The following is a 15,406-nucleotide window of genomic DNA, read 5'->3' on the forward strand; positions in this document are numbered from 1 at the left end:
GCACTGGGCCGCCCTCATGCTCGTTACGCCTGCAGGCGCTGCGGCTGCTGTGGCACTGCGTGCACGCCGCCCAGCCGCTCCTGCGCCAATCGATCGGCGACGATCGAAGTGGACTCGCCACTGCTGGCAGCCCGCTCGAAGATTTCGCGAAGGGTTTCTGCGATGCCTCTGATGTGCGCATCGCTTTGCGCCGCGCTGCCCCCGACGCGCTGGTGGTACACGTCAATGATGCCGCCTGCATTGATCGCGTAATCCGGGGCGTAGAGGTGGTTGCGACGCTGCAGCTCGGCGCCGATCTCCGGGCTCGCCAGCTGGTTATTGGCGGCACCGGCGATCACCGGCGCACGCAGGGTCTGCAGCGTTTCGGCGTTGAGGATGCCTCCCATGGCGCACGGGGCGAACACATCGACGTCCAGCCCGTAGATGTCGTGCGGGCGCACCGCGTTGGCACCCAGCTCCTCCATGGCCTGACGCACGTTGGCATCGAAGATGTCGCAGACCCACAGCTCGGCACCGGCCTGTTTCAAGTGCCGGGCCAGCCCCAGACCGACATGCCCGACACCCTGAATCGCGACCTTGAGACCGGTCAGATCGTCACGACCCAGACGCTGACGCACCGCCTCGCGCAGCCCGACGAATACACCAAGCGCGGTGGACGGTGAGGGATCGCCACTGGCGATGCTGCCGTCCAGCGTGGTGCGCGGCGTCGCACCGATGACGTGGCGGGTGCGCTGGGCGAAGGCCTGCATTTCCGGCTCGCCGGTGCCGGAATCGGCCGCGGTGATGTAGCGCCCGCCAAGGCTATCGACGAAATCGCCCATGGCATGCAGCAGCGCCTGGCTCTTGCCGGTATGCGGATCGCCGATGATCACGGCTTTGCCGCCGCCGAGTTTGAGTCCGGCCAGCGAGGATTTAAGCGTCATGCCGCGAGACAGCCGCAGCACGTCGCGCACGGCATCGTCGTCACTGGCGTAGGGGAACATCCGGCAGCCGCCCAGCGCCGGGCCGAGCGTGGTGTTGTGGATGGCGATGATCGCGCGCAGGCCCGATGCCTTGTCGTGGCAGAACACCACCTGTTCGTGGTGATCGAAATCGGGATGGGTGAAGACTGACATTGCGGATTCCTCTTTGTTGTTCTGTCGAGAGCCCTGCTGTGCAGGCTCCTTCAATGTTCTGTGCGGCGTATTGGGAAACGGTGGGCTAAGCGGAACGCCGCCCGGCCCACCCTACAAAGCTGCAGCTCGTCGTCGCGGCCTGGCCGTAGGGTGGGCTTCAGCCCACCAAAAGCCTGTACTCCGCTAGTTCTGTAGGGTGGGCTTTAGCCCACCGAACAACTCTGGCCCACTCGACGAGCGCCCAGCGCCGGGGCGGTCAGGCCGCCGGTTCGAACAGCCGCACTGTCTGCACCTCGTCGCCGCGGTTCAGCTGCTCCTTGAGCACCTTTTCCTGCTGGCGGGCCTTGGCGATGGAGCGCTCCTTCACCGGGCCGTAGCCACGGATCAGTTCCGGTAGCGCAGCGATGGCCACAGCGGTGCGGTAGTTGCTCGGCTTGAGTTGCGCCAGGAGGCCGTCGAGGTTGCGCTCGTATTCGCTGATTAACTCACGTTCGACGCGGCGGTCATGGCCGTAGCCGAACACGTCCAACGGCGTCCCACGCAGGAACTTCAGCTTCGCCAGCACGTTGAAGGCGTTCAGCACCCAAGGGCCGAGCTCGCGCTTGCGCGGCTCGCCGGTGGTGCTGTCACGCTTGGCCAACCAGGCCGGCGCCAGATGGAACTGCAGTTTGTAGTCGCCTTCAAACTGCGCTTCGAGCTGCTGGCGGAATTCCGGCTCGCTGTACAGCCGCGCGACTTCGTACTCGTCCTTGTAGGCGAGCAGTTTGAAGTAATAACGCGCCACGGCTTTGGACAGCGCCAGATCATCGGCGGTATCCAGCGCCCGCACCTGCTCCACCTTGGCGCGATACCGCTTGGCATAGGCGGCGTTCTGGTAACGAGTGAGGAAATCCACACGCCAGTCGACGATCTCTTCCAGAGTCTGGCAGATGGGCTCGGCCGTTTCAGCCGGACGCGCCAGTTTCTCCACCGCTTCGCGTTCCAGCGATGCGCGGCGGCCCCAGCGGAAGGCCTGCTGGTTCAACTCCGCGGCAACGCCGTTGATGCTGATGGCCTTTTCGATGGCTTCGGCAGACAGCGGCAACAACCCCTGCTGATAGGCAAAGCCCAGCAGAAACAGGTTGGTGGCGATGCTATCGCCCAGCAGGCGAGTGGCCAGGTAGGTCGCATCGATGAAATGGGTTTTCTCTGCGCCCACCGCCTCGACCAGCGCTTCGCGCATGGCCTTGCCCGGCACCTGGGCATCGGGGTTGCGGGTGAATTCGGCGGTCGCCGATTCGTGGCTGTTGATCACCGCATGGCTGATCTGGTCGTTAAGACGAGTGAGCGAGTCGTCACCGGCGGCCACCACCAGATCGCAGCCCAGCAGCAGATCAGTTTCACCGGCTGCAATGCGCACTGCATAGATATCGTCCTGCTTGGCGGCGATGCGGATATGCGTGACCACCGGGCCGAATTTCTGCGCCAGCCCCGCCTGATCGAGCACGGTGCAGCCCTTGCCTTCCAGATGCGCGGCCATGCCCAGCAGCGCGCCAAGGGTGGTCACGCCGCTGCCGCCAACGCCTGGAATCAGCACGTTCCACGGCCGATCCAGCGCCGGGTGCTGTGGCTCGGGCAATGTCGCCGCCTCGATACCGCCAGCCATGGCCTCGGGCTTACGCAGCCCGCCGCCGTGCACGGTGACAAAGCTCGGGCAGAAGCCTTCGACGCATGAAAAGTCCTTGTTGCAAGCGTTCTGGTCGATCTCGCGCTTGCGGCCCAACTCGGTTTCCAGCGGCATCACCGCCAGGCAGTTGGACTTTTCGCCGCAGTCACCGCAGCCTTCGCACACGGCCGGGTTTATAAAGGCGCGCTTGGCCGGGTCTTCCAGCTTGCCGCGCTTGCGCCGACGGCGCTTTTCGGTGGCACAGGTCTGGTCATAGATGATCACCGAGACGCCCTTGAACTCGCGAAGCTCGCGCTGGATGGCGTCCAGATCGCGGCGATGGTGGAAGCTGGTGATCGGCGCAAAGGTTTCGCGAGTCGGGTATTTGTCCGGCTCGTCGCTGACCAGGGCGATACGTTTGACGCCTTCGTCGGCGACCTGCCGGCTGAGCTGGTCGACGCGCAATTCGCCGTCGATGGGCTGGCCACCGGTCATGGCGACCGCATCGTTGTAGAGAATCTTGAAAGTGATGTTCACCCCGGCGGCCACCGCCGCCCGTACCGCCAGGCTGCCGGAATGGAAGTAGGTGCCATCCCCGAGGTTCTGAAACATGTGCGGCGTATCGGTGAACGGCGCCTGGCCGATCCAATTCACGCCCTCCCCGCCCATCTGGGTGAAGGTCTCGGTGCGCCGGTCCATCCACTGCACCATGTAGTGACAGCCGATGCCGGCCGAGGCGCGGCTGCCTTCGGGCACTTTGGTCGAGGTGTTATGGGGGCAACCGGAGCAGTAATGCGGGGTGCGCACCGTGTCGTAGCTGCGGGCGGCAAGGGCCTTTTCCTTGGCGGCGAGAAAGGCCAGGCGCGCCTGGATGCTGTCGCTTGTGTAGATCGGCGCGAGGCGCTTGGCGATCACCCGGGCGATCATCGCCGGGGTCAGCTCGCTGAGGTTCGGCAGCAGCGAGGTGCCGTGCTCGTCGAACTCGCCGACTACCCGTGGGCGCTTGTCCAGCGGCCAGTTGTAGAGCTGGCCGGTGAGCTGGTCTTCGAGAATGCTGCGCTTTTCCTCGACCACCAAGATCTCGTCCAGGCCCTGGGCAAATTCATGCACCGAAACCGGCTCCAGCGGCCAGCTCATGCCGACCTTGAGTACCCGCAGGCCGACTTGGGCGCACAGCGCTTCGTCCAGACCGAGGTCATCCAGCGCCTGGCGCACGTCGAGATAGGACTTGCCGGTAGTGATGATGCCTAAGCGCGGGTTCGGCGAGTCGAGCATCACCTGGTTCAGGTTGTTGGCCCGCGCAAAGGCTCGCGCGGCGTAGATCTTGTAGAGGTTGAGGCGCTTTTCCTGCGCCAGCGGCGGGTCCGGCCAGCGAATGTGCACGCCGTCTTCAGGCAGTTCGAAGTCATCGGGAATGCGCGTCTTCACCCGCAGCGGATCAACTTCTACCACGGCGGAGGAATCGACGTTCTCAGCAATGGTCTTGAGCGCTACCCAGCAGCCGGAATAGCGCGACAGCTCCCAGCCGATGATGCCGTAGTCAAGAATCTCCTGAACGTTGGCCGGGTTCAGCACCGGGATCGAGGCAGCGATAAACGCGTGCTCGCTCTGGTGAGGCAGCGTCGAGGATTTGCAGCCGTGGTCGTCACCGGCCAGCAGCAGCACGCCGCCATGGGGCGAAACGCCCGCGGCATTGCCGTGCTTGAAGACGTCACCGGAGCGGTCGACGCCCGGGCCCTTGCCGTACCACATGGCAAACACGCCGTCGTACTTGGCGCCAGGAAACAGGTTGGTCTGCTGGCTACCCCAGACCGCCGTCGCCGCCAGTTCCTCGTTGAGGCCCGGCTGGAAGTGGATGGCGTTCTGCTTAAGGAAATCGCGCGCTTCCCAGAGGCTCTTGTCCAGCATGCCAAGCGGCGAGCCGCGGTAGCCGGAGATAAAGCAACCGGTATTCAGATTCTGAGCCTGGTCGCGCTGATGCTGCAGCATGGGCAGGCGGGTCAGCGCCTGGGTGCCGGTGAGGTACAGATGTCCGGTTGCGAGCCGGTACTTGTCATCCAGGCGGATCTCGGCCAATGACATGTGGCGCTCCTGTTTGTTTTTATCGGAGTCTGGGATGTGGTTTTCACATCCCGCCTAACAGGTCGTGGGGAGCCGCACGGCAAGCTGTCCCACGCCAGCGAGCGGCAGGGGATCACCCCACCGTTGCGCGTTGGATAATAGTCTGGCCGTGACGAAGAGAGATTTTCTTTCTACTTTTGCGGTGTAAGTGCGATCCCGTGCATGATCCATCCACCAACAACAACAAAAAGAGAACAACCATGCAGACCCCGCTGAGCAGCATCGATCGCAAGATTCTGCTGCTGCTGCAACACAACGCCGACCTGTCCGCCGCCGAGGTCGCCGAAAAGGTCGAGCTGTCGCAATCGCCGTGCTGGCGCCGCATCCATCGCATGCAGGAAGAAGGGCTGATCGAACGTAAGGTCGCCCTGCTCAACCCGAAGAAGCTCGGGCTGAATATGACGGTGTTCGTCAACATCAAGCTCTCCGCCCATGGCCGCAGCAACCTCGACGAATTCGAGCGCGCAGTCGTGGGTTATCCCGAGGTGCTGGAGTGCCACACCATGGCCGGCGAGTCGGACTACCTGCTCAAGGTGGTGGCCAAGGACATCGACAGCTACGAACGCTTCCTGCGTGATCAACTGTTGCAGCGGCCCCATGTTCAGGAAGCACACAGTCATATCGCGATGAGCGAGGTGAAACGGACGACGGAGCTGCCGCTGGATTGAGCGCGGCAGGATCAGGCCGGTTCAGGCTGCGGACGCAAGTCCAAGCGCTGGCTTGCCCAGCGCAGCGCCAGAGGCCCGATCAATAGCAAAAGGCCCATCAAGGCGAAGGCCGCCCACCAGCCGAACAGCTGATCGTCGCCCAGCGCATCGAGCACCATGCCGAACAGCAACGGCCCGAGGAATGCGCCGGTAAAGCCGGTACAGGAATAAAGCGCCATAACCGCGCCACGGTGGCTGGCAGGCGCTACGGCCACCAGGCCTGCGGTCAAGGCAGCCGAGTCGGCCGTCACCGTGAGGCTGTAGCAAAGGATCAGCACCAGCAGAGCCCAAAATGGCAGCGCGGCGCCGAGCCCGATCAGTGCTGCCAGCAAGGCGGACAGCAGCATTACCGTTATCAGCCAGCGCTGGCGACCGAAGCGTATTGCCATCTCGTTGCCAAGGATGCTCGCCGGCATCCCTATCAGGGTCGCGATCATGGCCACCCAGGTTCCGTTTAGCCAGGCGGCCTGGCCTTGCCAGTCACCGGCAAACACGATGAAAGCCACCAGCCAGGCACGGAAGGCGAACAGCTCAAGATTGTGCATGGCATAAGCCAGGCAGTAAGCGATGACCGGGCGCTCCATCAGCGGCGCCAGGTCCAACAGGCGTCGCGGCTCATGTTTCGCAGGCGGCTTGGGCGGTAGCCCGCGCCAAACCATGAGCCAGCCAGCCAGGGCGCAACCTCCACTGAGCAGCGCAGGCAGTTGCCAGCCGCCGAGCTTGGCCAGCTCGCCAGAGAGCAGGAAGGACAACGCTGTGCCGAGCCCGAAGCTCGCCGTGTAAAAGGCGATAGCCCGCGACTGCGTGGGACCCTCGATGCGCTCAGACAACGCCTTGAGCCCCGGCATGTAGGTGCCGGCCAGACCGATGCCGGCCAACACACGCCAGAGCAGCGCCGACCAGAAGCCATCGGCCAGCACGAAGCCGGTGCTGGCAAAAGCCGTCAGCAGCATCGCCCAGAGATAGATCAGCCGAGCATCGTAGCGATCAGTCAGTCCCGTCAGCACCGGCACTGCAAGCATGTAGCCCAGGAAGAAACCGCCCCCGATCCAGCCCGCTTCGGTGTTGCTCAGATTCCACAGCTGCTGAAATTCGGGCAGCAGCGCAGCAAACAAGGCAAAGCCGGCCATGCCGAGGGTTTCGGCCATGCACATCACCAAGGTAAGGCGACGTGCAGACGGGCTCGCTTCGGCACCAAGCGGTGAAGGGTCAGTCGTGTTCATTTGGATCTCATGTCAGCACTGGCGCGCTCATAGCGGCACGAATCAGGTCCGTCACAACAGCTGGCCGTCCGAGGCCAAGCTGACGCCCGCCGGCAGCGCAGCGGGGTTGTCCATCAACCAGGCGTCCAGATTGTGACCAATATGGGTCAGCAGCGCATGGGCCGGCTTCAGCTCGGCAATCACTGCCAGCGCCAGGGTCAGGTCGTTGTGGTTCTGAGGTGACGTCTGGGGCGGGCTCGAACAATCCAGCACTAACCGGTCGAGCGGGGCCTGGCGTAGCACGCTCAGGCTGGCCTCCGGCACACCCAGGGTGTCGGTGAGGTAAGCGATGCGTCGTCCCGCCCCTTCCAACAGGTAGCCCAGGGTCGGCTTGGAGTGGTTGAGGGGCAATGCGGTCACGCAGAGTTCCCCCAACTCGCGTCGTTCAAACGCGGCGAACGGCTGGGAAAAGTCCAGAATTCCGGGGTGCTTGTAGAGGTCCGCCAGTCCTTGTGGGTCGTCTGGGCCATGCACCGGGATGCGCAAACCGAGCCCCCAGCGCAGATGCAGCAGGCCTTGCGCATGGTCGGCGTGGTAATGAGTCTGCAGAATTCCGCTGAGGCTTCCGGGTGCGAACCGCTCAGTGATATCGGTGATGCCGCTGTCGATCAGCCAGCGCTGTGCGCCACATTCGATCAAGGCGCAACACGGGCCGCGGCGCCAGGCCGGGTCGAGCCGCGCCCGTTGGCACGCCGCACAATCGCAGTTGTACACCGGCACCTGACGGGCATTGCCACTGCCAAGGATGGTCAGGCGCATGCGCGAGCCTGATCGATCAGCTGCAGCAGGCGCTGCACGGTTTCTTCCAGGGGACCGGAATTGTCCAGCAGCAGCGTTTCGTCTTGCTCGGCCGCTGCCTGGAAGTTCTGGTTGCGGGCGAGCCGGGCTTCGATCTCTTCGAGCGACTCGCGCCCCCGCGCCAACAGCCGCTCGCGCAGCACCGGCAAGGTCACCGAAAGCAGTACTGCCTGCAACTGCGGATAACGATCACGTGCCTCGCCCAAATAACCACGCGACCCGTTGACCAGCACATCTTCGCCGGCTTCCAGCCATTCATCGATCTGCCGGGATATGCCGTAGTGCAGCCCGTTGGCTTGCCAGTCCAGGGCGAAGGCCCCATTGCGGCGCAGTTGGGCGAACTCCGCCTCAGTCACCGCCAGGGCGTCCTCCCCCACCGCTTCGGCGGAACGGGTGATGACGCGCCGTGCAACGCGACAACCGCGAGCCTGCAGTGATTCACGAGCAGCCAGCAGCAGGCTGTCCTTTCCGGCACCGGATGGGCCCATCAGGTAGATCAATCGTCCCGCCATCAGAACACCCGTCGCCCTTGCCGCCATACCTGCCGGACCACCGGCTGGCCCTGCCTGTCGCTGGCCTGCAGCAGATCCGCGCGTAAGCCAGGGCGGATCTCACCGCGATCATCGAGACCCACCGCCTGGGCGGGCAAGAGGCTCACCGTGGCGATGGCTTTGGGCAGGTCATAGCTGTTGTCGAACGCCGCGAGCAGGAAGGCGGCCTGTAGCAAACTGGCGGGGTAATAATCGCTGGAAAGAATGTCCAGCACGCCGCGCTGCGCCAGATCCGCCGCCGCAATGTTGCCCGAATGCGAGCCCCCTCGGACCACGTTCGGCGCGCCCATCAGCACCTTCAGACCACGCGCATGGCTGGCTTCGGCTGCCTCCAACGTCGTCGGAAATTCAGCGATGGCCATGCCAAGACCGGCCGACTCCTCGACATGCGCAAGCGTCGCGTCATCGTGGCTTGCCAGTGCCAGCCCGCGCGCTTGGCAGATCTCGACGACTGCAAGGCGTTGACGATCGCTGTACTGCCTCGAATTGGCCGTCTGCTGGTCGCTGAACGCATCCATCTCGGCCGCGCTCAGGTGGTACTTACCCATGTAGTACTCGCGGTATTTGTCCTCTCGGGCGAACTGTCGTTGCCCCGGTGAGTGGTCCATCACCGACACCAGCTTCACCAGCGGATGCTCCACCAGGTCGCGGAACAGGCTCAGCGCATCCGGATGGCAGACCTCGCAGCGCAAGTGCAAGCGGTGCTCGGCCCGCGTATCGCCTGCCGCCTCGGCCGAGGCCACGGCGTCGAGCATGGCGGGCAGCTGCTGCATGCGCTTGCCGCGCGGGTTGATATCACCGATGGACAGCGCATCGAACACCGTGGTGATGCCCGCAGCGATTATTTGCGCGTCGTGGGTCAGCACGGCCGACGCCGTGGGCCAGTCCACACCTGGGCGCGGCGTCATGTGTTTTTCCAGATTGTCGGTGTGCAACTCCACCAGGCCCGGCATCAGGTAGTCGCCACCCAGATCCTGGGCCTGTGGCAGCTGGCTGTTGCCTTCGTCGAGGGCGGCAATCACCCCATCACGAATTACCAGCGTGCCATTTATCACGCGATCGGCCGTGACCACCCGGGCGTTCGTCAGAATCAGTTCAGCAGGCATGGCGATGCTCCTCGGCAGTCATGTCCAGGTAGCGATCGGCAACCGCTTCGCGGATCGCGCGGTCATGGAAGATGCCGATCAGTGCGGCCCCTGCGGCCTTGGCTTCGGCGACCAGCTCCAGCACTACTCGGCAATTGGCCTCGTCCAGCGAAGCGGTTGGTTCGTCCAGCAGCAGCACGGGCCACTGCACCATGAAGCCTCGCGCCAGGTTCACGCGCTGTTGCTCGCCGCCGGAAAAGGTGCCGGGCGCCAACTGCCAGAGCCGTTCGGGAATGTTCAGCCGGGTCAACAAGCTTTCGGCACGTGTACGCGCCTGCTCCCGATCCCAGCCACGCGCCAGAGCCGGCGCCATGACCACGTCGAGGCAAGGCACACGAGGGATCACCCGCAGGAACTGGCTGACATAGCCCAGGCTTTCCCGGCGGACCGCCAACAGCTGTCGCGGCTCGGCACCGACAAGCTCCAGCGGCTCACCGCGATGGCACAGGCGGATGCTGCCCGTGGCCAGGTAGTTGCCGTACAGGCACCGCAACAGCGTCGACTTGCCAGCACCAGAGCGCCCATGCAGTACCAGGCATTCGCCTGGCTCAACAGCAAAGCTGACTGCACGTAGCACATCGAGGGTCACCCCGTGCTGCTGATGAAGGGTGAAGGATTTGCGGAGGTCGCGGACCTCGATCGGGCTGCTCATGGGTAACCTCGCAACATAGGAAAGGGACTGAAGTCGGGCCTGTATGCCTTGCTCGCGAGCAAGGGCCCGGCGCTCCTCGTTCCTCCAAGAACAGAAGCCTGCCTGCAGTTGAGGCCGGCATCGCTCCCGTGAAGGAGCCAGCTTGCTCGCGAAGCTTTTCGCGGTCGCCGTGCGGTCCCACTCATGGGTGCACCACTGACGAGACCGGCAGTCTGGATCGCGAGCAAGCTCGCTCCTACGAAAGCGGCAACCTCCCAGCGCTCGCGGCCCGCTCCGCTCCCCTGTAGGAGCCGGCTTGCTGGCGAAACTTTTCGCGGTCGCCGTGCGGTCCGACTCATGGCTGCACCACTGACGAGACCGGCAGTCTGGATCGAGAGCACGCTCGCTCCTACGAAAGCGGTAACCTCCCAGCGCTCACTGCCCGCTCCGCTCCCCTGTAGGAGCCAGCTTGCTGGCGATGCTTTTCGCGACGAACCGGCTGCCAGATGCGGCTTGCGTGCAAGCCCACTCATGGCTGCAACACTGACGAGACCGGCAGTCTGGATCGCGAGCACGCTCGCTCCTACGAAAGCGGAAGCCTCCCTGCAGTTGAGGCCGGCATCGCTCCCGTGTAGGAGCCAGCTTGCTGGCGAAGCTTTTCGCGGCCGCCGTGCGGTCCCACTCATGGCTGCACCACTGACGAGACCGGCAGTCTGGATCGCGAGCAAGCTCCCTCCTACGAAAGCGGAAGCCTCCCTGCACTTGAGGCCGGCATCGCTCCCGTGTAGGAGCCAGCTTGCTGGCGATGCTTTTCGCGACGAACCGGCTGCCAGATGCGGCTTGCGTGCAAGCCCACTCATGGCTGCAGCACCGACGACACCAGCAGCTGCGAATAGGGATGCTGGGGATCATCGAGAATCTGATCGGTGAGGCCGGTTTCCACGACGCGGGAGCGGCGCATGACCATCAGCCGATCCGCCAACAGCCTTGCCACCGCCAGGTCATGAGTGACGATCACCACGGCCAGATCCAGCTCGTGCACCAGCCCGCGCAGCAGGTCGAGCAGACGCGCCTGCACCGAGACATCGAGGCCGCCGGTGGGCTCGTCCATGAACACCAGGCGCGGGCCGGACACCAGGTTGCGGGCGATCTGCAGGCGCTGCTGCATGCCGCCGGAGAAGGTTCGCGGCAGATCGTCAATGCGCGCCGGGTCGATTTCCACCTGGCTCAGCCAGTCCAGCCCGGCCTGACGCAACTGGCCGTAATGCCGCTGCCCCTGGGCCATCAGCCGCTCGCCTATGTTGGCGCCGGCCGAAACACCCATGCGCAGGCCGTCGCGCGGGTTCTGTTCGACGAAACCCCACTCGGTGCGCAGCAGGCTGCGGCGCTCCGCCTCGCTGGCGGCGTAAAGATCGAGCCAGGCGCCGTCGCGGCCGCGGTAGCTCACCGAACCACGGTCAGGCGGGCAGCGTCCGGCGAGCAGGCTGAGCAGCGTGGATTTACCGGAGCCGGACTCGCCGACGATGCCCAATACCTCACCGGGATAAAGATCGAAGTCGACGCCCTGGCAGCCGGTATCCGGCCCGTACAGGCGCGTCAGCCCGCGGACCGACAGCAAGGGCTGATCGAGGCTGCTGGCGGGTTGTTGCAGTTCGAGCGCGGCGTTCATTCAGTAGCCTCCTGGGCGTCGCGGCGTTGCGTGCAGTAATCGGTATCCGAGCAGACGAAGCGCTTGGTGCCGGCGTCGTCGACGATCAGTTCGTCGAGGTAGGAGCTGTCACTGCCGCAGAAGGCGCAGCACTGGTCCCACGTCTGGATGGAAAAGGGGTGATCCTCGAAATCCAGGCTGCGCACGTCCGTGTAGGGCGGCAAGGCATAGAGGCGCTTCTCACGGCCGGCACCGAACAGCATCAGCGCTGGGCTCATGTCCAGTTTGGGGTTGTCGAACTTGGGGATCGGCGAGGGATCCATCACGTAGCGGCCGTCCACCGTCACCGGGTAGGCGTAGCTGGTGGCGATATGGCCGAAGGTGGCGATGTCTTCGTACAGCTTGACGTGCATGACCCCGTAGTCGGCAAGCGCATGCATGGTCCGCGTCTCGCTTTCCGACGGTTCGATGAACCGCAACGGCTCCGGAATCGGCACCTGATAGACCATGATCTGATCGTTGCGCAGCGGCGTTTCGGGAATCCGATGGCGAGTCTGGATCACCGTCGCTTCCGGCGTGCGGGTGGTGGTGGCGACTCCCGCGGTGCGGGCAAAGAAGCGGCGGATCGACACCGCGTTGGTGGTGTCATCGGCGCCCTGATCGATCACTTTGAGTACGTCTTCGGCGCCGAGAATCGCAGCGGTCAGCTGCATGCCGCCGGTGCCCCAGCCATAGGGCAACGGCATTTCGCGCCCACCGAAAGGCACCTGATAACCGGGAATCGCCACGGCCTTGAGCAGCCCGCGGCGGATCATGCGTTTGGTCTGTTCGTCGAGGTAGGCGAAGTTGTAGCCCTGCTCCGTCGCAGCGGCCTGTGGACGGTCATTGACGATAGCAGTCATGCGCGGCGCTCCTCGGCGTTGGGCTCGGACGTGGCGGTTTCCTCGACCGGTGCGCGGCGCAGCTTGCGAATCAACTCCAGTTCCGACTGGAAATCGACGTAATGCGGCAGCTTGAGGTGGGAGACGAAGCCACCGGCTTCGACGTTGTCGCAGTGCATCAGCACGAACTCTTCCTGCTGCGCCGGGCCTTGCACCGTCTCGCCATACTCGGCGCCGCGCAGCGCGCGATCGACCAGGGCCATGCCCATGGCCTTGCGCTCGGCGTAACCGAAGGCCAGCCCGTAGCCGCGGGTGAACTGCGGATCGATGCCCTGCCCGCCGACGAACTGGTTGACCATCTCGCACTCGGTCACTTCGATATCGCCCAGCGGCACGGCGAAGCCCAGCTCCGGCGGTTCCATCCAGACCTCGACCTCGCCAATGCGAATTTCCCCGGCGAAGGGATGGTTGCGGCCATAGCCACGCTGAGTCGAATAACCCAACGCCAGCAGAAAACCTTCATCGCCACGGGCCAGCGCTTGTAGCCGCTGCGCGCGACCGCTGGGGAACTCCAGGGGTTCGCGGGTAATGTCCGGCACCGCCTGATCGTCGCTCCGCTCGGGCTTCATCAAGCCTTCTTTGGCGAGCAGATCGAGCACACGTGGGCAGGCTGCAAGCTCGGCTTGAGGATCAAGCTCCGGACCGGGATGCTCACCTTCGGCCAGCAGACTGAAGTCCAGCAAGCGATGGCTGTAATCGAAGGTCGGGCCGAGCAGCTGGCCGCCGGGCAAATCCTTGAAGGTGGCCGAGATGCGCCGGGTCGGACGCATCTGCGCCGTTTCCAGAGGGACGCTGGTGCCGAAGCGCGGCAACGTCGTGCGATAAGCGCGCAGCAGGAAGATCGCTTCGAGCAGATCGCCGGCCGACTGCTTGATCGCCAGCGCCGCCAGCTCCTCATCGAACAGCGAACCCTCGGCCATCACCCGCGCCACCGCCAACGGCAGTTGCTGACGGATCTGCTTGACGCTCAACTCGGGCAAAGCGGTATCGCCGCGGCGTTTCTTCGCCAGCAGCCGGTGAGCATTGTCGATGGCCTGTTCGCCACCTTTGACGGCTACGTACATCAGGCGACCTCCTCTATCGATACCGCGATGCGGGTGCTGCGGGGCAAGCCGATCAGTGACTGGGCAGCGGCAAAAAACAGGTCCAGCCCGCGCGGAAAATCGTTGCGATCGGCGCGCTGCTGCCAGAACGCAGCCGGTACCGGCAGGCTCACCTCGCGCTGACCGAGAATGCCTGGACCGCTCCAGCTCAGCGCGGCGCCGTCGCCGAGCGCGTCGAGCTGGACCAGCAACGTGCAGGACTGATCAGGAAAGCGTTCGCTGCCGGTGAAAAATCCGGACAGGTCGACCAGTTCTTGAACCCCGAGCAGCGCGAAATCAGCCGATTCGCGTTCGTCCACGATCGGGCAACCGCAATGAAACGCCAGGTTGGCACGCACCGTCGGCGTATCGAACGCAGGTGCCAGCCACAACCGCGTGTCGCCGTCGAGCAGGCTCAGGCAAAGCGCGTAGCTCGCCGGGGCCAGGGGTTCGAGCGCCTGTATGGGAATCAGCTGCTGCGTGAGACCGGGCTCGGCAAGCGCTTTCAGTGCCGCGCGGAACACGCGTTGGCTGTCGAGCACCTGATCGTCGAACGCCGGGTGCAAAAGATCTGCGCTCATCAGTCCTCTCCTCTGACCAGGGTGAAGAATTCCACTTTGCTGCTGGCCGTCTCGGCGTCCTGCGCCGCCCGGCGTGCCGCCTGGATGGAGGCGAGCGGCGTGATGACTTGCGCCTGCCAATGCGCCTGATCGCGACCTTGCAAGTGCGCATCGGCCAACGCGGCCAGTTCAGCGTGGCGCTTGTCGCGCCCGGCGACGTAGCTGTACCCGGTACGCCCATCGCCAAGTCGCACCACGCAACGGGTGACGGTCATTTCGCCGAGATTGAACGCAGCACCCGTACCGCCCATGCGGCCGCGGACCAGCGTCATGCCAATTTCCGGGGCGCGTACCAGCTGGTAGTCGGTGTCCTTCAGCTCGGCCTCGTAGCGCGCCAGCTCATCGCCAGCACGGGCAAGCACGCCCATCCAGCGTTGGCGAGTGGCTATTTCTGGGGTCATGCGCGTCTCCATCAGGTGGCAACCTGGTACTGGAAGCGGTCGGCACGGCTGGTCGACAACGACAGCTCCACCGGCCGCCCGGCCAGGTCGTGAGAAAGGGTGAGAACGGTCAGCAGTGGTGCGTGGCGCGGCATCAGCAGCTGATCGGCCTCGTCCGATGTGGGCAGCCGGGCGCCGATCAGGCTGAAGGCGCGGTGCAGCGGCAGTTGACGTTCGGCCAGGTACTGGCGCAGCGACCCGCCGTTGTAGTCCTCCAGCAACACCTGGCGACTGGCACAGAAGCGGTGCCGGATCAGGCTGACCGGCTGTTCATCGAGCAGGCGCAGCGTGTGCAGCTCGAGCAATGCCGCATCCTCACGCAGCTCCAGATGGCCAGCCTCCTCGGCCGTGGCTGAACGCAGCTGGCGCTGCAGCAGCCGCGCCTGGACACCGTGCCCTTGCGCCGAGAGTGACTCGCTGTAGGCACTGCCGGCCGCCAGCGGATAGATCAGCGGACGCGCCAGCACTCGTGTGCTGCGGCCCTGTTGGCGCAACACCCGGCCCTCGCTGACCAGCTCATCGATGGCGCGGCGCAGCGTATGCCGATTGACCGCAAACCGGGTCGCCAGCTGGACCTCGCCGGGCAACTGATCGCCGGGCTGCAAGTGGCGCAACTCCTCACGCAACTGAGCGGCCAGTTGCAGGTAGCGCGGTTGAGGTTGTCTAGACAGGTGCATGGCTAAAAAAGGACGCACACGGC

The 15,406-nt window shown here is 64.6% G+C and carries 14 protein-coding genes; 1 reads left to right on the plus strand and 13 read right to left on the minus strand.

Annotated features, from left to right (window positions below):
- Positions 1-23: 23 nt before the first annotated feature.
- On the minus strand, positions 24-1,115 hold the full coding sequence (locus tag ACQKIK_RS05020) for a Glu/Leu/Phe/Val dehydrogenase dimerization domain-containing protein (protein WP_499134948.1): 1,092 nt from the start codon (positions 1,113-1,115) through the stop codon (positions 24-26).
- Between the two features lie 256 nt (positions 1,116-1,371).
- Positions 1,372-4,842: an indolepyruvate ferredoxin oxidoreductase family protein gene (locus tag ACQKIK_RS05025; protein WP_499134950.1), complete on the minus strand. Its 3,471-nt coding sequence runs from the start codon at positions 4,840-4,842 to the stop codon at positions 1,372-1,374.
- Between the two features lie 239 nt (positions 4,843-5,081).
- Between ACQKIK_RS05025 and ACQKIK_RS05030 the strand changes: the two genes are divergently transcribed.
- Entirely contained in the window at positions 5,082-5,549 is a 468-nt protein-coding gene (locus ACQKIK_RS05030; protein WP_045430192.1) for an Lrp/AsnC family transcriptional regulator, read from the plus strand.
- 11 nt (positions 5,550-5,560) lie between these two features.
- Here the strand turns inward: ACQKIK_RS05030 and ACQKIK_RS05035 are convergent, their stop codons facing one another.
- From ACQKIK_RS05035 to phnF, 11 genes are all read right to left on the minus strand, one after another.
- Positions 5,561-6,811 (minus strand): MFS transporter, encoded by a 1,251-nt coding sequence (locus ACQKIK_RS05035; protein WP_499134951.1) that lies wholly within the window; start codon positions 6,809-6,811, stop codon positions 5,561-5,563.
- A gap of 51 nt (positions 6,812-6,862) precedes the next feature.
- The gene (gene phnP / locus ACQKIK_RS05040; protein ID WP_499134952.1) at positions 6,863-7,609 is read right to left on the minus strand and encodes a phosphonate metabolism protein PhnP; all 747 of its coding nucleotides are present in this window, start codon (positions 7,607-7,609) and stop codon (positions 6,863-6,865) included.
- Entirely contained in the window at positions 7,600-8,160 is a 561-nt protein-coding gene (gene phnN, locus ACQKIK_RS05045; protein ID WP_499134953.1) for a phosphonate metabolism protein/1,5-bisphosphokinase (PRPP-forming) PhnN, read from the minus strand. Before phnN ends, phnP begins: the two co-directional genes overlap by 10 nt.
- A complete protein-coding gene (locus ACQKIK_RS05050; protein ID WP_499134955.1) occupies positions 8,160-9,305 on the minus strand; it encodes an alpha-D-ribose 1-methylphosphonate 5-triphosphate diphosphatase in 1,146 nt (381 codons plus the stop codon). Before ACQKIK_RS05050 ends, phnN begins: the two co-directional genes overlap by 1 nt.
- Entirely contained in the window at positions 9,295-9,996 is a 702-nt protein-coding gene (gene phnL, locus ACQKIK_RS05055; RefSeq protein WP_499134957.1) for a phosphonate C-P lyase system protein PhnL, read from the minus strand. The genes ACQKIK_RS05050 and phnL overlap by 11 nt, the downstream gene beginning before the upstream one ends.
- An 835-nt stretch (positions 9,997-10,831) precedes the next feature.
- On the minus strand, positions 10,832-11,644 hold the full coding sequence (phnK, locus tag ACQKIK_RS05060; RefSeq protein ID WP_046163853.1) for a phosphonate C-P lyase system protein PhnK: 813 nt from the start codon (positions 11,642-11,644) through the stop codon (positions 10,832-10,834).
- Positions 11,641-12,525: an alpha-D-ribose 1-methylphosphonate 5-phosphate C-P-lyase PhnJ gene (locus ACQKIK_RS05065; protein ID WP_499134960.1), complete on the minus strand. Its 885-nt coding sequence runs from the start codon at positions 12,523-12,525 to the stop codon at positions 11,641-11,643. Before ACQKIK_RS05065 ends, phnK begins: the two co-directional genes overlap by 4 nt.
- On the minus strand, positions 12,522-13,628 hold the full coding sequence (locus ACQKIK_RS05070; RefSeq protein WP_499134961.1) for a carbon-phosphorus lyase complex subunit: 1,107 nt from the start codon (positions 13,626-13,628) through the stop codon (positions 12,522-12,524). Before ACQKIK_RS05070 ends, ACQKIK_RS05065 begins: the two co-directional genes overlap by 4 nt.
- Positions 13,628-14,227 carry a phosphonate C-P lyase system protein PhnH gene (phnH, locus tag ACQKIK_RS05075; protein ID WP_499134962.1) on the minus strand — a complete coding sequence of 200 codons (600 nt, stop codon included), beginning with the start codon at positions 14,225-14,227 and terminating at the stop codon, positions 13,628-13,630. The genes ACQKIK_RS05070 and phnH overlap by 1 nt, the downstream gene beginning before the upstream one ends.
- Positions 14,227-14,679, minus strand: coding sequence for a phosphonate C-P lyase system protein PhnG (gene phnG / locus ACQKIK_RS05080; RefSeq protein ID WP_045430216.1), 453 nt, complete (start codon positions 14,677-14,679; stop codon positions 14,227-14,229). The genes phnH and phnG overlap by 1 nt, the downstream gene beginning before the upstream one ends.
- On the minus strand, positions 14,679-15,401 hold the full coding sequence (gene phnF / locus ACQKIK_RS05085) for a phosphonate metabolism transcriptional regulator PhnF (protein WP_231107961.1): 723 nt from the start codon (positions 15,399-15,401) through the stop codon (positions 14,679-14,681). Before phnF ends, phnG begins: the two co-directional genes overlap by 1 nt.
- Positions 15,402-15,406: the final 5 nt, after the last annotated feature.

The organism is Pseudomonas sp. NPDC047961, from assembly GCF_050272435.1.
Lineage (GTDB): Bacteria > Pseudomonadota > Gammaproteobacteria > Pseudomonadales > Pseudomonadaceae > Stutzerimonas.